This window comes from Massilia sp. 9096, assembly GCF_000745265.1.
In the GTDB taxonomy this organism is placed as follows: domain Bacteria; phylum Pseudomonadota; class Gammaproteobacteria; order Burkholderiales; family Burkholderiaceae_D; genus Telluria.
On record NZ_JQNN01000001.1, the window covers coordinates 3,179,350 to 3,199,601 of the forward strand.

General features: G+C 63.8%; 19 protein-coding genes and 1 tRNA gene. 18 read left to right on the forward strand and 2 right to left on the reverse strand.

Annotated elements, in window-relative coordinates; genetic code table 11:
• Positions 1-142 precede the first annotated feature (142 nt).
• The 15 genes from FA90_RS13625 (at position 143) to FA90_RS13695 (ending at position 17,121) form a co-directional block, all read left to right on the forward strand.
• Positions 143-1,414 (forward strand): YeaH/YhbH family protein, encoded by a 1,272-nt coding sequence (locus FA90_RS13625; RefSeq protein WP_036169550.1) that lies wholly within the window; start codon positions 143-145, stop codon positions 1,412-1,414.
• A gap of 18 nt (positions 1,415-1,432) precedes the next feature.
• Complete coding sequence (locus FA90_RS13630) at positions 1,433-2,959, forward strand: SpoVR family protein (protein WP_036169552.1); 1,527 nt, start codon at positions 1,433-1,435, stop codon at positions 2,957-2,959.
• Positions 2,960-3,526: 567 nt separating this feature from the next.
• The gene (locus tag FA90_RS13635; RefSeq protein ID WP_036169553.1) at positions 3,527-4,192 is read left to right on the forward strand and encodes an energy transducer TonB; all 666 of its coding nucleotides are present in this window, start codon (positions 3,527-3,529) and stop codon (positions 4,190-4,192) included.
• Positions 4,193-4,274: 82 nt separating this feature from the next.
• Complete coding sequence (locus FA90_RS13640; protein ID WP_081933846.1) at positions 4,275-5,198, forward strand: MotA/TolQ/ExbB proton channel family protein; 924 nt, start codon at positions 4,275-4,277, stop codon at positions 5,196-5,198.
• 3 nt (positions 5,199-5,201) lie between these two features.
• Positions 5,202-5,630: a biopolymer transporter ExbD gene (locus FA90_RS13645; RefSeq protein WP_036169554.1), complete on the forward strand. Its 429-nt coding sequence runs from the start codon at positions 5,202-5,204 to the stop codon at positions 5,628-5,630.
• Between the two features lie 74 nt (positions 5,631-5,704).
• On the forward strand, positions 5,705-6,136 hold the full coding sequence (locus FA90_RS13650) for a biopolymer transporter ExbD (protein ID WP_197065300.1): 432 nt from the start codon (positions 5,705-5,707) through the stop codon (positions 6,134-6,136).
• Between the two features lie 69 nt (positions 6,137-6,205).
• Complete coding sequence (locus tag FA90_RS13655) at positions 6,206-7,435, forward strand: lipopolysaccharide assembly protein LapB (RefSeq protein ID WP_036169556.1); 1,230 nt, start codon at positions 6,206-6,208, stop codon at positions 7,433-7,435.
• A 212-nt stretch (positions 7,436-7,647) separates the two neighbouring features.
• Positions 7,648-8,619: a bifunctional riboflavin kinase/FAD synthetase gene (locus FA90_RS13660; RefSeq protein ID WP_036169557.1), complete on the forward strand. Its 972-nt coding sequence runs from the start codon at positions 7,648-7,650 to the stop codon at positions 8,617-8,619.
• A 94-nt stretch (positions 8,620-8,713) separates the two neighbouring features.
• The gene (gene ileS, locus FA90_RS13665) at positions 8,714-11,593 is read left to right on the forward strand and encodes an isoleucine--tRNA ligase (protein WP_036169558.1); all 2,880 of its coding nucleotides are present in this window, start codon (positions 8,714-8,716) and stop codon (positions 11,591-11,593) included.
• 74 nt (positions 11,594-11,667) lie between these two features.
• Positions 11,668-12,195 (forward strand): signal peptidase II, encoded by a 528-nt coding sequence (lspA, locus tag FA90_RS13670; RefSeq protein WP_036169559.1) that lies wholly within the window; start codon positions 11,668-11,670, stop codon positions 12,193-12,195.
• 24 nt (positions 12,196-12,219) lie between these two features.
• A complete protein-coding gene (coaBC, locus tag FA90_RS13675) occupies positions 12,220-13,440 on the forward strand; it encodes a bifunctional phosphopantothenoylcysteine decarboxylase/phosphopantothenate--cysteine ligase CoaBC (protein ID WP_036169560.1) in 1,221 nt (406 codons plus the stop codon).
• 45 nt (positions 13,441-13,485) lie between these two features.
• The gene (gene dut, locus FA90_RS13680; protein ID WP_036169563.1) at positions 13,486-13,935 is read left to right on the forward strand and encodes a dUTP diphosphatase; all 450 of its coding nucleotides are present in this window, start codon (positions 13,486-13,488) and stop codon (positions 13,933-13,935) included.
• 88 nt (positions 13,936-14,023) lie between these two features.
• The gene (locus FA90_RS13685) at positions 14,024-15,115 is read left to right on the forward strand and encodes a M48 family metallopeptidase (RefSeq protein WP_036169565.1); all 1,092 of its coding nucleotides are present in this window, start codon (positions 14,024-14,026) and stop codon (positions 15,113-15,115) included.
• A 168-nt stretch (positions 15,116-15,283) separates the two neighbouring features.
• On the forward strand, positions 15,284-16,183 hold the full coding sequence (locus FA90_RS13690; RefSeq protein ID WP_036175657.1) for a DMT family transporter: 900 nt from the start codon (positions 15,284-15,286) through the stop codon (positions 16,181-16,183).
• Positions 16,180-17,121, forward strand: a complete 942-nt coding sequence (locus tag FA90_RS13695; RefSeq protein ID WP_036169567.1) for a DNA-3-methyladenine glycosylase 2 — start codon at positions 16,180-16,182, stop codon at positions 17,119-17,121. Before FA90_RS13690 ends, FA90_RS13695 begins: the two co-directional genes overlap by 4 nt.
• A 147-nt stretch (positions 17,122-17,268) precedes the next feature.
• Here the strand turns inward: FA90_RS13695 and FA90_RS13700 are convergent, their stop codons facing one another.
• Positions 17,269-17,682: a T6SS immunity protein Tdi1 domain-containing protein gene (locus tag FA90_RS13700; protein WP_036169569.1), complete on the reverse strand. Its 414-nt coding sequence runs from the start codon at positions 17,680-17,682 to the stop codon at positions 17,269-17,271.
• Between the two features lie 208 nt (positions 17,683-17,890).
• A tRNA-Met gene (locus FA90_RS13705) sits at positions 17,891-17,967 on the reverse strand.
• 127 nt (positions 17,968-18,094) lie between these two features.
• On the opposite strand from FA90_RS13705, the gene FA90_RS13710 reads away from it, so the two are divergent.
• The 3 genes from FA90_RS13710 to FA90_RS13720 all read left to right on the forward strand — a co-directional run bounded on the left by FA90_RS13710 (position 18,095) and on the right by FA90_RS13720 (position 20,229).
• Positions 18,095-18,691, forward strand: a complete 597-nt coding sequence (locus tag FA90_RS13710) for an NUDIX hydrolase (RefSeq protein WP_036169570.1) — start codon at positions 18,095-18,097, stop codon at positions 18,689-18,691.
• A gap of 25 nt (positions 18,692-18,716) precedes the next feature.
• On the forward strand, positions 18,717-19,439 hold the full coding sequence (gene aat / locus FA90_RS13715; protein ID WP_036169573.1) for a leucyl/phenylalanyl-tRNA--protein transferase: 723 nt from the start codon (positions 18,717-18,719) through the stop codon (positions 19,437-19,439).
• 61 nt (positions 19,440-19,500) lie between these two features.
• Positions 19,501-20,229, forward strand: coding sequence for an arginyltransferase (locus tag FA90_RS13720; protein WP_036169575.1), 729 nt, complete (start codon positions 19,501-19,503; stop codon positions 20,227-20,229).
• Positions 20,230-20,252: the final 23 nt, after the last annotated feature.

Below are 20,252 nucleotides of genomic sequence, written 5' to 3' on the forward strand. Positions count from 1 at the left end.
GGCACAGGACAAGAGCACCGTAGCAGCACTGTAGACCTGGTCCCACGGGAATCCGTGGTGCCAACCAAGATAACGCGTAGCGCGTTAAGATTAGGGCCACGGGTGGTATCCGGCCCGCCTCGAATTGAGCAGGAGGCCTGTTTTGACTTACCTCATCGACCGACGCTTGCAGGGCAAGAACAAGTCTGCGGTCAACCGCGAACGATTCTTGCGTCGCTACAAGGCGCAAATCAAGGATGCGGTGGGCCGGGCGATCAAGGGTCGCTCGATCACCGATATCGAAAATGGCGAGAAGGTTTCAATTCCCGTCAAGGATGTAAACGAACCCAAGTTCGGGCACGCGCATGGCGGCGTCTGGGAAACCGTCAACCCCGGCAACACCGAATACCAGAAAGGCGACCAGTTCAACCGGCCGCGCGGCGGCGGCGGCGGGTCGGGCCGCGGCCGCGCCGGCAACAGCGAGCAGACCACCGAAGACGATTTCATCTTCGAGCTCAGCCGCGAAGAATTCATGAACTACTTCTTCGAAGACCTCGAGCTGCCGAACATGGTCAAGACGCAGCTGACCCAGGTCGTCGAATTCAAGAACCAGCGCGCCGGCTACAATATTTCCGGCACGCCGTCGAACATCCACGTGCTGCGCTCGCTGCGCGGCGCGCTCGGGCGGCGCATTGCGATCGGCACCCCGAGCCGCCGCCAGATGGAGCGGCTCGAACAGGAACTGGAAGAGATCAAGGCGCTGGGCGCCGAGGACGACGATCCGCGCGTCCTCGAACTGAAGCACAAGATCCATGGGCTTCACACTCGGCTGCTGGCGATTCCCTTCATCGACCCGATCGACCTGCGCTACAGCAACCGGATCAAGATTCCGAAGCCTTCCACTGCGGCCGTCATGTTCTGCATCATGGACGTGTCGGGTTCGATGGACGAGAGCCGCAAGGATATCGCCAAGCGCTTCTTCATCCTGCTCTACCTGTTCCTCAAGCGCGCGTACGAAAAGATCGACGTCGTCTTCATCCGCCACCATACGGCGGCGGCCGAGGTCGACGAGAACGAATTCTTCCACTCGCGCGAATCGGGCGGCACCGTGGTCTCGTCAGCGCTGCACCTGCTGCACAAGGTCATCGCCGAGCGCTACAGCAATGGCGACTGGAACAGCTACGTGGCGCAGGCCTCGGACGGCGACAACTGGGACAACGATTCGCTGCTGTGCAAACAAATACTGAACAGCCAGATCATGCCCAAGGTGCAGTACTACACCTATGTCGAGATCACCGACGGGCCGCCGCAGAACCTGTGGGAGCAATACGGGGAAGTCGCCGCCACGCACGCCAACTTCTCGATGCAGAAGATCGTGACGCCGGCCGACATCTACCCGGTGTTCCGCGAGCTGTTTAAGAAGCAGCCTAAATAGTAGAAGCGAGGCGCCATCATGCCAAGAGATCCGAACAATCCGCGCGCCCTGCCCGACCAGTCGGAATGGACCTTCGACCTGATCGAACAGGCGCACGACGAAATTCGCCGGGTGGCCAGCAAATTTGGCCTGGACACCTACCCGAACCAGCTCGAAATCATCACCGCCGAGCAGATGATCGACGCCTACACGTCGGTCGGCATGCCGGTGTCGTACAACCACTGGTCCTTCGGCAAGCACTTTCTCTCGACCGAGAAGAGTTACCGCCGCGGCCAGATGGGCCTGGCCTACGAGATCGTGATCAACTCCAACCCCTGCATCGCCTACCTGATGGAGGAAAACAGCCTGACGATGCAGGCCCTGGTGATCGCGCACGCGGCCTACGGCCACAATTCCTTCTTCAAGGGCAATTACCTGTTCCGCACCTGGACCGATGCCGACGCCATCGTCGACTACATGGTCTTTGCCAAGAACTACATCGCCGAGTGCGAGCAGCGCTACGGCATCGATGCGGTCGAGGAAGTGCTCGATTCATGCCACGCGCTGCAGAACTACGGCGTCGACCGCTACAAGCGGCCGGCCAAGCTGTCGGTCGTGCAGGAACAGTTGCGCCAGAAAGAGCGTGAAGAATACATCCAGTCTCAGATCAACGAATTGTGGCGCACCCTGCCGCGACGCGAAGAACAGATGCGCGACGCGCCGCCGCCTCGCTTCCCGGTCGAGCCGGAAGAGAATCTGCTGTACTTCATCGAGAAGTACGCGCCGCTGCTCGAACCCTGGCAGCGTGAGCTGGTGCGGATCACGCGCAAGATCTCGCAATATTTTTATCCGCAGCGCCAGACCCAGGTCATGAACGAAGGCTGGGCGACCTTCTGGCACTACACGATCCTGCAAGAACTATATAAAGAGGGCATCGTCGGCGACGGCTTCATGCTGGAATTCCTGCAGAGCCATACCAACGTGGTGTACCAGCCGGCCGCGACCAGCCCCTATTACAGCGGCATCAATCCGTATGCACTCGGCTTTGCGATGATGACCGACATCAAGCGCATCTGCGAAGACCCGACGGAGGAAGACCGCGCCTGGTTCCCGGACATCGTCGGCACCGACTGGATCAAGACACTCGACTTTGCAATGCGCAACTTCAAGGACGAGAGCTTCATCGCCCAATACCTGTCGCCCAAGCTGATCCGCGAGTTCCATTTCTTCGCGGTGCTGGACGACGACCGCAGCGACAAGCTGACCATCTCGGCCATCCACGACGAAGCCGGTTATCGCTACGTGCGCCAGCAGCTGGCCGAGCAGTACAACCTGGGCAACCGCGAACCCAACATCCAGGTCTGGCAAGTCAACACGCGCGACGATCGGGCCTTGACGCTGCGCCATACCCAGTTCCAGCGGCGCCCGCTGAACCAGCAGGCGCACGAGGTGCTGAAACACGTGGCCCGGCTGTGGGGTTTCGACGTCCGGCTCGAGACGGTCGACCCGTCCGGGCGCGTAGTCAGCAGTCTCGAATGCCGCCGCGAGAAGCGCGCACGCTACTGACTATTAGCTTCCCTCCGCCCGCGCCGTCCGGCGCGGGCAAAATTTTTCTCTACCCCCTTCCCCAACTGATACATTTCAAATAACATTTTACTTAGCCACTGAGCGATATCAAGATTAGGTCGTCACAGACGTGCCTTACGTGGCTCAAGCGTTGATTTCTGGGGCAAGTCATCTCAACAGTACGCCCCCTCCCTGCGAACTTGGTTATAGTTGATAGAAACGCCACGCATGTCTCATATGTTATTTGCCGAGTCAAAATATTGGCTTCGGAAAATTCGGCGAACTGGGCACCCACGCCTCATCTTCCACACATCACGAAAGGGCACCACTTGACATTGCAAAAACACTAACTTAATCCTACGCTGCGATGCCTGCGGGTTCACATAATTGATGAGCTTGTTTGCTGGTTTTTACACGCAAATAGCAGCTCTTTGAAGGTATAAAAATGTATGTGCAAAAAAGAATTCGTAGGTATAATTCGCCGATGTCCCGGATGCGGCTCTTAGCTTTTTGTCGTGTTTTGTGGGTTTAGTAGCAACAAAAAAGGTTGGTATTGGAGAAAGCAGGATGAATTTTTCGCAAGAGAAGAACCCCGGGAAGAATTTAACTGGTATCGCCATTGTCATCGTTCTGCACCTGATCGTCGCTTACGGAATCATCTCCGGTCTCGGCAAGCGTATGGTCACGAAAATGTCCGAGGCAGTGGAGACCAAAATTATCGAAGACGTCAAACCGCCGCCACCGCCGGAGACGCCTCCCCCGCCGCCACCGCCGGAAATGAAGGCACCTCCCCCGCCGTTCATCCCGCCGGTTGAAGTGCAGGTGCAGACGCCGCCGCCGCAGCAGAATGTGATCGCTAACACGACCAACCAGGCGCCGCCGTCGAAGGAAATCAACCGCGCTCCGCCGGTTCCTGACGCACCGCCGGCCCCGCCGGCCAAACCGGCAGGCCCGGCAAGGACCGCGGCGGTCGTGGACTTCAATACGTGCTCGAAGCCGGAATATCCGAAATCGTCGCTGCGTAACGAAGAAACGGGTACCTCGACCATCCTGTTCAAGATTGCGGCGGATGGTTCGGTGCAGGGAGCCTCGATTCAAAAATCGAGCGGCTTCCGAGACCTGGATAGGGCCGCTATGACTGCCCTGAGCAAGTGCCGCTTCAAACCGGGAACCGAGAACGGCACCGCAGTGGAATCCTCGCAGCCTGTGCAGTACGTCTGGACGCTGGAATAACCCGAGGCGCACAACGCCTTACATCATGATTTTCGTTGTCATTTGTTCAGCGAACTGTTCATTTTAAATTTTTGGAGGAAGCATGTTTAAGAATACCCGTTTGTCCGCTACCCTGGCGGCCGTCCTGTTCTCGGTGACTGCAGCATCGGCGCTGGTGTCCGCACCGGCTTTCGCCGACGCTCCGGCATCGGCAGCAGCGAACGCCCCGGCTGCAGCACCGGCGGCTGACGCGGCAGCGCCCGCAGCGGCGCCGGCAGCAGCAGCGCCGGCCCCGGCGGCAGCTGGCGGCAACAAGGAAGAGATCGAAAACCCGTTCGGCCCGGCAGCTGTCTGGAACGGCGGTAACGTTTCGCGCGGCACCCTGATCATCCTGTCGATCATGTCGATCGGTTCGTGGTACATCATGATCACCAAGCTGCTGGATCAGATGAAGATCTTCCGCCAGTCGAAGGAAACCAACCAGAAATTCTGGAAAGCTCCGTCGATCGCTGCCGGCTCGGCGCAACTGAAGGATGGCTCGCCGTTCCGCTTCATCGCTGAAACCGGCACCAAGGCAACCCAGCACCACGACGGCGCCCTGCTCGAGCAGATCGACCTGTCGACCTGGGTGACCATGCAGATCCAGCGCGCCGTGGACAAAGTCCAGTCGCGTCTGCAGGATGGCCTGTCGTTCCTGGCAACCGTCGGTTCGACCGCACCGTTCATCGGTCTGTTCGGTACCGTCTGGGGTATTTACAACGCACTGACCAACATCGGTATGACCGGTAACGCGTCGATCGACAAGGTCGCAGGCCCGGTGGGTGAAGCACTGATCATGACCGCATTCGGTCTGTTCGTTGCAGTTCCTGCCGTTCTGGGTTACAACTGGCTGGTACGCCGCAACAAGGCTGCGATGGAAGACGTCCGTTCCTTCAGCGCAGACGTGCACTCGGTCCTGATCTCGGGCGCAATGCACACCTCGGAAGCTGCACGTGCCGCTGCTGGTACTGCTAAAAAGGTTGGCTAAACCATGGCAATGAGTGTTGGCTCCGATAGCGGAGATGAAGATGCCGTGATGTCAGAGATCAACACCACGCCCCTCGTGGACGTGATGCTGGTTCTTCTGATCATCTTTCTGATCACCAGCCCGGTCGTTCTCAAGCTGCAGAAGGTCAATCTGCCGATGGAGATCAACCAGGTTGAGAAAACCACGCCGGAAGACGTAGCCATCGTCGTCAATAAAGACGGCGAGATGTACTGGAACCAGAAGCACCTCAACAACACCGATGAATTGTTCGATTTCCTGGCCAAGGAATCGGTGAAGGTTCCGCAGCCGGCAGTGAAGATCCGTGGCGACCAGCAAACCCGCTACGAATTCATCGGCAAGGTTCTGTACACGGCCCAACGTGCCGGCATTCAGAAGGTCGGTTTCATTACCGAACCGCCTGATAAGGGCTAACCGTCGGGAAGCCCTCGGCTCGATACCGGTTCGCCGGTGTCGGGCTGGCCCCCTGAATTTGGAAAGGAAACACCATGGGTATGAACGTTGGTTCGTCCGGTGCCAAGAGCGCAGATCCGGAACCGATGATGGAAATGAACATGACGCCGTTGATCGACGTCATGCTGGTGCTGATCATCATGCTGATCATCACGATTCCGAAGCAAAACCACGCGGTCAACTTGAACATGCCGGTTGGTAACCCGCCGCCGCCGACCGAGCCGCCGAAAGTCGTCACGATCGACGTTGACTTCGACGGCACGATTCTCTGGGATAACGCTCCGGTCCCCGACCGCGCAACCCTGGAATCGAAGATGTCGGAAGTGGCCTCGATGGCCGATCAGCCGGAAGTGCACCTGCGTCCGAACAAGCTGGTCGAGTACAAGGTCGTTGCAGGCGTGATGGCTGCGGCCCAGCGTCTCGGCGTCACCAAGATCGGTGTGGTCGGTAACGAACAGTTCCAGTAATCGCATTGGCTATAATGAACACGGCAGGGTTTCCCTGCCGTGTCTATTTTGAATGAAAGAAAACCGATAATGCTCAAGTTCCGCCTCGCACACCTCGGCCTCGCACTGGCCGCACTTGGCTTTACCGCCGCCGCCCCGATCGTCGGCCTGGCTCCGGCTTACGCTGCTGAAACGCTCCGTCCGGAAGTCGGTAAGCCGCTGCAGGAAGCGCAGCAACTGATGAAGCAGGGCAAGAACAAGGAAGCCCTGGCCAAGCTGCGTGACGCCGACAAGGCCGCCAACAAATCCGCCAACGAAACCTATCTGATCGAACGCACCCGCGCCGGCGCCGCCTCCCAGGCTGGCGACTACGAGACCGCGGCCAAGTCGTTCGAATACCTGATCGGTTCGGGCAAGCTGTCCGCCGCCGAGAAATCGCAATTCTCGGAAGGCCTGATCGGCATCTACATGCGCGCCGGCGACCTGAACAAGGCCAACGCCGCGATCGAACGCCAGCTCAAAGAGCGCGACGATCCGAAGCTGCGCGCTTACCTGATGCAGAACTATTACAAGCAGGGCAATGTCGCCGCGCTGGAAACCGCTCTGCGTAACGCTGAGAAGAGCGGCCGCCTGAGCGAAGACGAGCTCGGCATGCTGGCCAACGTTCAACTGAAGAAGAACGACAAGGTCGGCTACGTCAACACCATCGAAAAACTGGCCGCCAGCTATCCGAAGCCCCAGTACTGGAACGACCTGCTGAACCGTGTGCAAGGCAAGCCGGGCTTCTCGGGCCGCCTGTCGGTGGACGTGTACCGCCTGAAACTGGCCAACAACCTGCTGAAGAAGCCGAGCGAATACATGGAAATGGCCCAGCTCGTGCTGCAGGAGAAGGCGCCGGCTGAAGCCATCAAGGTGATCGACAAGGGTTACAAGTCGGGCGCCCTGGGCACCGGTCCGGATGCGGCGCGTCACCAGCGCCTGAAGGACCTGGCCGAGAAGAGCCTGGCCGACCAGAACAAGAGCGAAGCCGCGACCGAAGCCCAGCTGAACAAGGATGCCGACTACGACGGCATGGTCGAACTCGGTTACTCGCTGGTGCAGTCGGGCCAGGCCGACAAGGGCCTGAAGCTGATGGACGCCGGCATGAAGTCGGGCAAGCTGAAGTATCCGGAACTGGCCAAGCTGCGCCTGGGCGAAGCCTACGCCGCCGCCGGCAAGAAGCAGCAAGCCATCACCACGCTCAAGACCGTGGGCGGCAACGACGGCACCGCCGACATCGCGCGTTACTTCATCATGGCGATCAACCACCCGATGGCGTAATCCGCCCTGCCCTGCCTCTGCAGCCAGCAGAGTGCAGAACGCGGTGCCCGAAAGCGCTGCCTGTCCCGTACAGGCAGCGCTTTTTTCATGCGCGCACGCACGGACGCGCACGCGCGCATGCGCGTGGCCGGCCTTGCCCAATCGGCATTGCGATGTGCAACATGGGCTTTGCCGTATAATCTGGTATTTCGCCTCGGATCACGTCTCATCCAATGAAGGTATTTCGCGGACTTCCCAACGACATCGCGCGCGCGCCCTGCGCACTCACGATCGGCAACTTCGACGGTGTCCACCGCGGCCACCAGGCGTTGTTGGCCCACGTGACCGCCAGCGCGCGCCGTCTCGGCCTGGAAGCCGCGGTGATGACGTTCGAACCGCATCCGCGCGAATATTTCGCCCAGCGCAGCGGCGATCTGTCCAAGGCGCCGGCGCGCATCGCCAACCTGCGCGACAAGCTCGAGTCGCTGTCCAACGCGGGCGTCGACCGCGTCATCGTCGAGCACTTCAACGAACACTTCGCGGCGATGTCGCCGCAGGACTTCACCGAGCGCGTGCTGGTCGACGGCCTGCACGTGAAATGGCTGATGGTCGGCGACGATTTCTGCTACGGCGCCCGGCGCGCCGGCAATGTCGCCTTGCTGGCCGAAGCCGGCAAGAAGCACGGCTTCGAGGTGCACAGCCTGCCCGCCGTGCTGCACGAATCGACCCGTATCTCGTCCTCGGCCGTGCGCGCCGCGCTCGCCGCCGGCGACTTCGAAGCGACCCGCGCCCTGCTCGGCCACCCGTATTCGATGTCGGGCCACGTGATCCATGGCGCCAAGCTCGGCCGCACGCTCGGCTTTCCGACCCTGAACCTGCGCGTCACCCATCGCCCGGCCCTGGCCGGCATCTTCGTGGTGCAGGTGCATGGCCTGGGCCCTGAGCCGCTGCCGGCCGTGGCCAGCCTGGGCGTGCGCCCGACCGTCGAGGATGCGGGCCGCATGCTGCTCGAAGTGCATATCTTCGATTTCAACCAATCCTGCTACGGCAAGCTGGTGCGCGTGGAATTCCTGCACAAGCTGCGCGACGAAGAAAAATACGTCGACTTGCCGACCCTCACCGCCGCGATCGATCGCGACGCCCAGCAAGCGCGCGCCTGGTTCGCCCGGCGCCCCGGCGCCCTCACCGCCACCGACCGAATTTGAGCGCGGTCCGCACCGCCGCCTCACGCCGCATTGCGCCGTGCGCATGACACGCCCGGCCACCACGAACAACAGCAGTTCACTTTAGAAAAACACCATGTCCGATACCAAACCTGGCCAAAAAGGCGCCAAGAAACCCGAAAGCAAATACCCGGTCAACATGACCGACACGCCCTTCCCGATGCGTGGCGACCTCGCCAAGCGCGAGCCGGGCTGGGTCAAGCAATGGCAGGACAAGAAGATCTACCAGCGCATCCGCAAGGCCAGCGCCGGCCGTCCGAAATTCGTGCTGCACGACGGTCCGCCGTACGCCAACGGCGACATCCACCTGGGCCACGCAGTCAACAAGATCCTGAAGGACATCGTGGTCAAGTCGCGCACGATCGCCGGCTTCGACGCGCCTTACGTGCCGGGCTGGGATTGCCACGGCATGCCGATCGAGATCCAGATCGAAAAACTGTACGGCAAGAACCTGCCGGTGCTCGAAGTCATGCAAAAGGCGCGCGCCTACGCGCTCGAGCAGATCGACCGCCAGCGCGCCGGCTTCATCCGCCTGGGTGTCCTCGGCGACTGGCAAAACCCCTACATGACGATGGCCTTCGGTAACGAAGCCGACGAACTGCGCGCCCTCGGCAAGCTGCTCGAAAAAGGCTATGTCTACCGCGGCCTGAAACCGGTCAACTGGTGCTTCGATTGCGGCTCGGCGCTGGCCGAGGCAGAAGTCGAATACCAGGACAAGCGCGACCCGGCGATCGACGTCGGCTTCCCGTTCGCGGAACCGGAAAAGCTGGCCGACGCGTTCGGCCTGGCGCAGCTGCCGCAAGGCGACGGCTACATCGTGATCTGGACCACGACCCCGTGGACCATCCCGTCCAACCAGGCGCTGAACGTGCACCCGGAAGTGACGTATGCGCTGGTCAAGACCCAGCGCAACGGCAAGGACGAGCTGCTGATCGTCGCGAAAGACCTGGCTGAATCGGTCCTGCAGCGCTACAAGCTGGAGGGCGAAGTCGTCGCCGAGACCGTCGGCGCCAAGCTCGAAGGCATCCGCTTCACGCACCCGCTCAACCAGGCCGATCCGTTCTACGACCGCACGTCGCCGGTCTACCCGGCCGATTACGTGACGACCGACAGCGGCACCGGCGTGGTCCACTCGGCCCCGGCCTACGGCCAGGAAGACTTCCAGTCGTGCAAGGCGCATGGCATGAAGGACGAGGACATCCTGACCCCGGTGATGGGCGACGGCCGCTTCGCCTCGACCCTGCCGCTGTTCGGCGGGATGACGATCTGGGAAGCGTCCAAGCCGATCTGCGCGGCCCTGACCGAGGCCGGCGCCCTGTTCGAACTCAAGATGTTCGACCACAGCTACATGCACTGCTGGCGCCACAAGACCCCGATCGTCTACCGCGCCACCAACCAGTGGTTCGCCGGCATGGACATCACGCCCAAGGATGGCGGCCCGAGCCTGCGCGAGACCGCGCTGGCCGGCATCGACCAGACCAAGTTCTTCCCCGAGTGGGGCCAGGCGCGCCTGCACGGCATGATCGCCAACCGTCCGGACTGGACCCTGTCGCGCCAGCGCCAGTGGGGCGTGCCGATGGCCTTCTTCATCCACAAGGAAACCGGCGCGCTGCACCCGCGCACGCCCGAGCTGCTCGAGCAGGTGGCCCAGCGCATCCAGGAACACGGCATCGAAGCCTGGCACCAGCTCGACGCGCGCGAGCTGCTCGGCGACGAAGCCGATATCTATGAAAAGAACCGCGACACGCTGGACGTCTGGTTCGACTCCGGCTCGACCCACCAGACCGTGCTGCGCGGCTCGCACAAGGACCAGTCCGCGTTCCCTGCCGACCTGTACCTGGAAGGCTCGGACCAGCACCGCGGCTGGTTCCACTCGTCGCTGCTGACCTCGTCGATGCTGAACGGCACGCCGCCCTACAAGGCGCTGCTGACGCACGGCTTCACGGTCGACGAGCAGGGCCGCAAGATGTCCAAGTCGCTCGGCAACGTGATGGCGCCGCAGAAGATCAGCGACACCCTCGGCGCCGACATCCTGCGCCTGTGGGTGGCCTCGACCGACTACACCGGCGAGCTGTCGATCGGCGACGAGATCCTGAAACGCGTCACCGAAGCCTACCGCCGCATCCGCAACACGCTGCGCTTCCTGCTGGCCAACACTTCCGACTTCGACCCGGCGACCAATGCCGTGCCGGTCGAGCAGATGTTCGAGATCGACCGCTACGCAATGGCCGAAACCGCGCGCCTGCAGCTTGAAGCGGCCGCCAGCTTCGAGCGCTACGAGTTCCATCCGGTGGTCGCACGCCTGCAGAACTTCTGCTCGGAAGACCTGGGCGGCTTCTACCTCGACATCCTGAAGGACCGCCTGTACACCACCGGCGTCGACTCCGTCGCACGCCGCTCGGCCCAGACCGCGCTGTGGCACATCGCCCATGCCTTGCTGCGCATCATGGCGCCGATCCTGTCCTTTACCGCCGAGGAAGCCTGGGCCGTGTTCGCCGGCGAGAAAGCCTTTGCGGACAGCGGCGAAACCATCTTCACGCAGACCTTCTGGCAATTCCCGGCGATCGCCGATGCCGAAGCGCTGCTGGGCAAGTACGCCCTGCTGCGCGCGGTGCGCACCGACGTCACCAAGCAGCTGGAAGAAGTGCGCGCATCCGGCGCGATCGGCTCCTCGCTGCAGGCCGAGCTTGCGGTGGCCGCCGCCGGCGAGAAGTACGATGCGCTGGCCAGCCTGGATGACGACCTGAAGTTCGTCTTCATCACCTCCGCCGCGACCGTCGACCAGGTCACGGACGCCGCCCAGGAGGCGGTGGCGGTGACCCCGTCGGATGCCGCGAAGTGCGAGCGCTGCTGGCACTATCGACGCGACGTCGGCCACGATCCGGCCCACCCAGGCCTGTGCGGCCGCTGCACCGCGAACCTGTTCGGCAGCGGCGAAAAGCGCCGCTTCGCGTAAGCAGGACGCCGCGCCCGCACGCGCGGGCGCGGCGTCTTTCCTTTTCGGCTTCCATCACTACCTGACCATCCATCATGGCCACCAAAAAGAAATCGACCATCAGCGCGGTCTCGCGCAGCGGCGGCGCCAGCACCAGCCTGGCGCCCTGGCTCGGCATCGCCTTCATCGTCATCCTGATCGACCAGATCAGCAAGATCACGATCACGCGCACCCTCATGCACGGCGAAGAAAAGCCGATCACCAGCTTCTTCAACCTGGTGCTGGCGTATAACCCGGGCGCCGCGTTCAGCTTCCTGGGCACCCAGAACGGCTGGCAGCGCTACCTGTTCAGCGCGATCGCGGTGGCCGCGGTCGGCTTCATCATCTACCTGCTGCGCCGCCACGCCGGCCAGCGCATGTTCTGCTGGGCGCTGGCATTGATCATGGGCGGCGCGCTGGGCAACCTGATCGACCGCGTCGCCTATGGCCACGTGATCGACTTCCTCGATTTCTACTGGCGCGGCGTGGGCCACTTCCCGGCCTTTAACATCGCCGACAGCGGCATCACGATCGGCGCGATCCTGTTCATCTTCGACGAACTGCGCCGCGTAAATAAACACTGAATCAACACTGAGCGAGCAATCAGCATGGACCTGAAGGGCAAGAAGATCGTCCTGGGCCTGTCGGGCGGCGTGGCCTGCTACAAGGCCGCCGAACTGTGCCGCGCCCTGGTCAAGGAAGGTGCGCAGGTGCAGGTCGTGATGACCGAGGCCGCCACCCATTTCATCGGGACGGTGACGATGCAGGCGCTGTCCGGGCGCACCGTCTACCTCGATCAATGGGACGGCCGCATCCCCAACAACATGGCGCACATCGACCTGACGCGCAACGCCGACGCGATCCTGGTCGCCCCGTGCTCGGCCGACTTCCTGTTCAAGCTGGCCCATGGCGCCACCGACGACCTGCTCTCGACGCTGTGCCTGGCGCGCCCGCACGGGGTGCCGCTGCTGGCCGCGCCGGCCATGAACGTCGAGATGTGGGAAAAGCCCCCCACTCAACGCAATGTGGCCCAGCTGAAGGAAGACGGCGTCCGCATCCTCGGCCCGGCCGCCGGCTCCCAGGCCTGCGGCGAGACCGGCATGGGCCGCATGCTCGAACCCGAGCAGCTGCTCGAGGAAGTGATCGCGGCGTTCCAGCCCAAGGTCCTGGCGGGCAAGCGCGTCCTGATCACGGCCGGGCCGACTTATGAAGCGATCGATCCGGTGCGCGGCATCACCAACCTGTCCTCCGGCAAGATGGGCTACGCGATCGCGCGCGCGGCGCGCGAGGCCGGCGCCGAGGTCACGCTGGTGTCGGGGCCGACCGCCCTGGACGTCCCGCACGGCGTGCGCCGCGTCGACGTGCAAAGCGCCCGGCAGATGCTGGACGCGGTCATGGACCGGGTCGAGGGCCAGCACGTGTTCGTCGGCGTAGCCGCCGTGGCCGATTGGCGCGTCGACAACGTCAGTCCCCACAAGATCAAGAAGGACGCCGGCGGCCATGCGCCCGAACTGACGTTCGCGCAGAACCCGGACATCCTGGCCAGCGTCGCCGCCACCACGTCGATCAACGGCTGGCCGTATTGCGTCGGCTTTGCCGCCGAATCGGAAAACCTGATCGAATACGGCGCCGTCAAGCGCGAGAAGAAAGGCATTCCTTTGCTCGTGGGCAATATCGGCCCACAAACCTTCGGGCAGGATGAGAATGCGATCGTGCTGTTCGACGACAGCGGCCACACGGCGCTGCCGCAGGCCAGCAAGCTGTCGCTGGCGCGCCAGCTGGTGTCCGAGATCGCCAAGCGCCTGGAGAAGCGCTCGCTGCTGGCTTGAGTCCGCATCCGAACTACCGAATCCCCTGCATCACCTGAATCAAGAATGAAAACCATCGACCTGAAAATCCTCGATGCGCGCATGCGCGACTTCCTGCCGGCCTACGCCACCTCGGGCAGCGCCGGCCTCGACCTGCGCGCCTGCATCGACGCCCCGCTCACGCTCGAACCCGGCCAGACCATACTGGTCCCGACCGGCCTGGCGATCCACATCGCCGATCCGGGCTATGCGGCGATGATCCTGCCACGCTCCGGACTCGGCCATAAGAACGGCATCGTGCTCGGCAATCTGGTAGGCTTGATCGACTCCGATTACCAGGGCCAGCTGATGGTCTCGACCTGGAACCGCGGCGCGTCGGCATTCACGCTGCAGCCGCTGGACCGCCTGGCGCAACTGGTGGTGGTGCCCGTGCTGCAGGTGGCGTTCAACGTCGTCGACGATTTCGATGCCAGCGAGCGCGGCGCCGGCGGCTTCGGCAGCACCGGCAAGCAGTAAACAACACCGAACAAAACCAACAACACAAAAGGGGCCTCGACAACCGTAGCTTGGTAGGTTTGCGAGGTCCCCAACCTGCGAGGAGCACATGATTTTGATTCGCCGTCTTGCAAAGCACGCATCGCCGATCCTCGGCGCCGGCTTCGCCCTGCTGCTGTCGGCCTGCGCGACCCAGTCGCCGGCGCCCGCGCCCGCCCTGCCCGGCATGCCGCCGCGCGCGGCCGAAGCACCGGCCCTGAGCCCGCAGGTGAGCGCCGAGGCCGAGACGCTGACCAAGATGGCGAACCTGCAGGACCGGCTGTACAAGGTCGCCGCGCCGCTGCTGATCCAGAATGCCGACCTGTGCCGGAACCAGACGCGCAACCTGCTCGGCTTCACGCTCAAGAACCGCTGGTCCTACCCGGGCGACTACAACGAGGCCGCGCACCGCGCCTTCGGCATGGACGATCGCCTGCAGGTGACCGGCGTGCTGGCCGGCAGCGGCGCCGCGCGCGCCGGCCTGCAGAACGGCGACGTGGTGATCGCCGCCGCCGGCAAGCCGGCGCCGACCGGCGAACGCGCGCTGAGCCAGATCGGCGGCATCTTCGGCCAGATCGTCGGCAAGAGCGCCAGCCTGCCGATGACGATCGAGCGCCGCGGCAACGAGCGCAACCTGACGATCCCCGTCACGCGCGCCTGCGCCTTCGCGATCGAACTGGGCAACGCCGACAACGTCAACGCCTACGCCGACGGTTCGCGCGTGCTGGTCACGCGCGGCATGATCAATTTCACCCGCGACGACGACGAACTGGCCTACGTACTGGCCACGACGATGGCGCACAACATCCTCGGCCACGCGGCGGCGCAGCGCAACAACGCCACGCTCGGCAGCATCATCGACAACCTCAAGGGCATCGTGCCCGACACCTCGCTGCTGATCGGCAGCGGCGGCGTCAAACCGATGCCCCCCGAGATGGACGCCGCGGCCGCGCGCCTGGGGCTGTACCTGGCCGCGCGCGGCGGCTACGACACGGGCGGCGCGGCGGCGTTCTGGAAGCGCCTGGCCGAGACCTATCCGCCGGGCGTGCTGAACGGCTATGGCGCCAACCACCCGGCGCTGGCGCCGCGCCTGGCCGCCATCGACAAGGCCCAGGCCGAGATCAAGGCCAAGCGCAGCGCCAAGCGGCCATTGACGCCTTGAATCCAGCACGCTGAACCCGGCGCCCTGAACCTGGGCGCCGCCAGATACGAACCGGGCCGCACTCGCGGCCCGGTTCTTTTGTATCATTGCAGATTCGCCATTACGCATCCCGATTCGACCGCAATACCCGGGATGCAGGCCCGCGCCGGGTCATCCACCATCGCCGACATGAACACCGCCAATCTGCTTCGCCTGGTCTCGCTCGCCGCCATCTGGGGCGGCTCCTTCCTCTTCATGCGCATCAGCGCGCCCACGCTCGGGCCGGCGGTGCTGATCGAGTTCCGCGTATTGCTGGCGGCCCTGTTCCTGGCCGCCGTCGGGCTGGTCTTGCGCAAGAAACTGCAGCTGCGCGAGCACTGGAAGCATTACTTCATCCTGGGCTTTTTCAATTCGGCGCTGCCGTTCCTGCTGTTCGCCTACGGTGCGCAGGTGCTGTCGGCCTCGCTGGAATCGGTGTTGAACGCGACCGCGCCGATGTGGGGCGCGCTGGTCGGCGCGGTCTGGAAACGCCAGGCGATCAGCGCGCGCACCGCGCTCGGCCTGGTGCTCGGCACGGTCGGCGTGGCGCTGCTGGTCGGGTTCGACCATGTCTCCGCGCGCGCCGGCGCCGGCCTCGCGACCGTGGCCGCGCTGGCCGCCGCACTGTGCTACGGCATCGCCAGCGTGTACGCGCGCTCGGCCAGGAGCGTCGAGCCGTTCGCCAACGCGCACGGCACGATGTGGAGCTCGGCCATCATGGTGCTGCCGGTGCTGCCGTTCTTTCCGTCCAGCGGCGCGCCGACGCCAGGCATCGCCGGCGCCGTGCTGGCGCTGGGCATCCTGTGCAGCGGCATCGCCTACCTGGTCTACTTCCGCCTGATCGCCGAAGTCGGCAGCGCCTCGGCCCTGACCGTGACCTTCCTGAACCCGATCTTCGGCATCCTGTGGGGCGTGCTGTTCCTGGGCGAAACGGTTGGCTGGTACACGCTGGTCGGCGCGCCGATCGTGCTGCTCGGCACCGCACTGGTGACCGGCTTCACCCCGCGCATCAAGCGTTCCGCGGGCGCCGTTGCGGCGTCGGGCAAGTGACGGCCGAAGCCTTGAGGATCGCGTTGCCGCCCGGCTACCGGGTGCAGGATGCGCTCGCCTTTCACGGCCGCGACGCGCAGGCGCTGGGCGAGCGGGTCGAGGGCACGCGCATCCGCAAGGGCGTGCTGCTGGACGGCGTGGCGCTCGTGCTCGACGTGCGCATCGATGCGGATGCGGGCGTGGCCGAGTGCCTGGTCGACATTGGCGACACTGGGGACAGCGGCGGCGCGGGCGCACCTGCCGGCGCACGCGTGTCCGCGCGTGCGCGCGAGGCCATCGCCGGCATGCTCGGCCTGCGCATCGACCCGGCCGCGTTCGCGCGGTTCATCGCCGACGATACGCTGTTCGCGCCGCTGGTTGCACGCCGGCCCGGCTTGCGCGTGATCCAGGCCGCCACCGTGTTCGAAGCCTTGACCTGGGCCATCATCGGCCAGCAGATCAACCTGCCGTTCGCGATCTCGCTGCGCCGCAGTTTCATCGAGCAGGCCGGGCGCGCGCATCCGAGCGGTTTGTGGTGCTATCCGGAAGCGGTCGACGTGGCCCGCCTCGACATCGAGCAGCTGACCAGCCGAAAGTTTTCGCGTGCAAAAGCCGAGACGCTGCTGCGCCTGGCGCGTCTTGTGGCGGACGGCGCGCTCGACCTGGCGCCGGATCTGGCGCACGCGGCGTCCGGCGACCCGGACGCCGTCAGCGCTCGGCTGCTGGCCGTCAAGGGCATCGGCCCCTGGACCGTGAATTACGCCTTGCTGCGCGGCTACGGCTACCCCGACTGCTCGCTGCACGGCGACGTGGCCGTGCGCAGCGCCATCGGCCGCCTGCTCGGCAGCCAGACCCGTCCGTCGATCGCCGAGGCCGAGGCATTCCTGCAGGCCTATCGTCCACACCGGACCATGGCGGCGGCTTACCTGTGGGCCAGCCTGGATACGAGCGCCGCTTGAGCCAGCGCCTGCCTGGCACTGCTCGAAGCCTCGCCCCCCGTCGCCCGAGACGCGGATTGTCGTCAGCTTCAAGCGCGTCAAGACCGTCCGCGAGACCGATGACCGCGGCCTGTTTCAAATCGGTGTCCTCGATGTGTTCTGGGCGCTTCAGTTGAGCAGTGGGATGCCTTCGAATTGCTGCGCGCCCTCTCCAGAGAAGCGGATCAGCTCGGACAAGGGCGCCATCGCCAGGTTGTCGCGCCCGTAACGGCCGCCCAGCGCGCTGGGAATCCTGAGACAGTACTTGCGTCCGGCGCTCAAGGGGCCGAGGATGGATTCGGCCAGGTGCACTTCGTCGGGCATGTACCAGTCGTTCAGGAATTCCTGGTTGTACGACAGGGCGTCGAGGGCGGCGCGGTCCTCGGCCACCGGTTCGCAGCACAGGTCCTGCGGCGAAATGCGCCAGTAGGCGCCGTCCTCGTCGCGGATGATCAGCTTGCCGAAGGCGTTTTCCCCCATCACCGCCACCGCATTCAGGCCGCACCAGCCCCAGGCTTCGTTGATGTCTTCCACAGTAATCATCGTTCAGCTCCGCAATCCATACAGACCACATAGAGAACACATAGAGAACATTGAAGTGTCGACGTTGTAGCCGACAATGATTCGACCGGGCTGGTCGGCGCAGGTTGCGTGGAAAAGTACGAAGCTTGCGACAGGTCGAGCGCGCCGGGAGGGGCGGCCAGAAACGAAAAAGCCGCTGATCCAGAACAGGATCAACGGCTTCGGAATTTGGTTGCGGGGACAGGATTTGAACCTGTGACCTTCGGGTTATGAGCCCGACGAGCTGCCAGACTGCTCCACCCCGCGTCTGATGCTTCGCATTATACAGAGCTTGCCCGGTTTAGGCAAACCCGCTTCCGGCCGCCCCCTGGACGGCGGCACAGCCGGGGCAAACCGGTGTAAAGTAAGGGCAAGTTCACCACCCTTTTTTTCCATGAAATTCTGCTCCGAGTGCGCGTTTCCGGTCACGGTCGCCATCCCCGAAGGCGACAACCGTCCGCGTTACGTGTGCACCAATTGCGGCACCATCCACTACCAGAATCCGAAGATGGTGATCGGCTCCATCCCCGTATGGGAACAGGATGGCGAATTGAAAGTGCTGCTGTGCAAGCGCGCGATCGAGCCGCGCTACGGCTACTGGACGCTGCCGGCCGGCTTCATGGAAAACGAGGAAACCACCGGCGAGGCCGCGCTGCGCGAGACCGAGGAAGAAGCCGGCGCCCAGGTCGAACTCGGCAAGCTGTTCACGCTGCTCAACGTGGCCCACGTGCACCAGGTCCACCTGTTCTACCTGGCCACGCTGCGCGACCTTGATTTCGCTCCCGGCATCGAGAGCCTCGACGTGCAGCTGTTCGCCGAGCACGAGATCCCCTGGGACGAGCTGGCCTTCCCGACCATCGTGACGACGCTCGAACTGTTCTTCGCCGACCGCGCGCGCATGCGCGAAGGCGAAGGCGGCCATGGCTTCCACACGCGCGACATCACGCGCCGCATGCGCGCCGACGACCCCGCCCCCGAACAACCGGACTGACCCTGCCCTTTCCACCGGACCGACCATGATCCCCTGGCTCGAGGCGAATACGCCCTTCCCCGACGTGTCCACCGCGCTGACCACCGATGCGCCCGGGCTGCTGGCGGCCGGCGCCGACCTGTCGCCGCAGCGCCTGCTGCAGGCTTACCGCAGAGGGATCTTTCCCTGGTTTTCCGAAGGCCAGCCGATCCTGTGGTGGAGCACCGACCCGCGCATGGTGCTCTACACCGACCGCCTCAAGGTCAGCGACAGCCTGAAAAAAACCCTGCGCAAGGTCGAACGCTCGCGCATCGAGGGCGGCCGTTGGGACGTGCGCTTCGACTCGTCGTTCGAAGCGGTGATGCGCGCCTGCGCCGCGCCGCGCAAGGACGGCCCCGGTACCTGGATCTCCGAAGACATCATCGCCGGCTACACCGGACTGCAGCGCATGGGCCATGCGCACTCGTCGGAAGTGTGGCTGGACGGCGAACTGGTCGGCGGCGCGTATGGCGTGTGCATCGGCCGCATGTTCTATGGCGAGTCGATGTTCGCGCGCGTCTCGGACGCGTCCAAGGTGGCGCTGGCCTACCTGGTCAGCTTTTTGCGCTCGCACGGCGTCAAGCTGCTCGATTGCCAGCAGGAGACCGGGCACCTGGCCTCGCTCGGCGCGTTTCCGGTCTCGCGCCGCGACTTTCTCGAGCATTTGCGCAAAGCCATCGATGAACCGCCGATCGCATGCTGGGAAGTTGCGCCTCCGTTGATCACCTAACGGTGCGCGCCCGCGTCTTTGGCTACAATGCTCTCAAACCTGTCGTCTCGAGAGCCTTTGCATGACGCACCTTAACGATCTGCCTTTTTCGACGCTGCAGTTCTACACCACGGCGCCCTACCCGTGCAGCTACCTCGATACGCGCCAGGCGCGTTCGCAGGTCGCCACCCCGTCCCACCTGATCAACGCGGACGTCTATTCCGAGCTGGTGCGCAACGGCTTTCGCCGCAGCGGCATCTTTACCTACCGCCCCTACTGCGACGGCTGCCGCGCCTGCATTCCGGTGCGCGTGGCGGTCGAGTCCTTCACGCCCAACCGCAGCCAGAAACGCGCCTGGAAACGCCACGGCAACCTGATCTCGACGGTGGCCAACCTGTCGTTCTCGGACGAGCATTACGCGCTCTATCTGCGCTACCAGACCACGCGCCACGTCGGCGGCGGCATGGACCAGGACAGCCGCGACCAGTACGCGCAATTCCTGTTGCAAAGCCGGGTCAACACGCGCCTGGTCGAGTTCCGCGAGCCGGACGGCACGCTGCGCATGGTCTCGATCATCGACGTGCTGTCGGACGGCCTGTCCTCGGTCTACACCTTCTTCGATCCGGACCTCGAAGGCGCCTCGTTCGGCACCTACAACGTCCTGTGGCAGATCGAACAGGCGCGCGAACTGAACCTGCCTTACGTCTACCTCGGCTACTGGATCGAGCAGAGCCCGAAGATGGCGTACAAGATCAATTTCCGCCCGCTGGAAGCGCGCATCGACGGCGTCTGGGGCGTGCTGGAGCGCTGAATGCATTTGGCTGAACGGGGAGG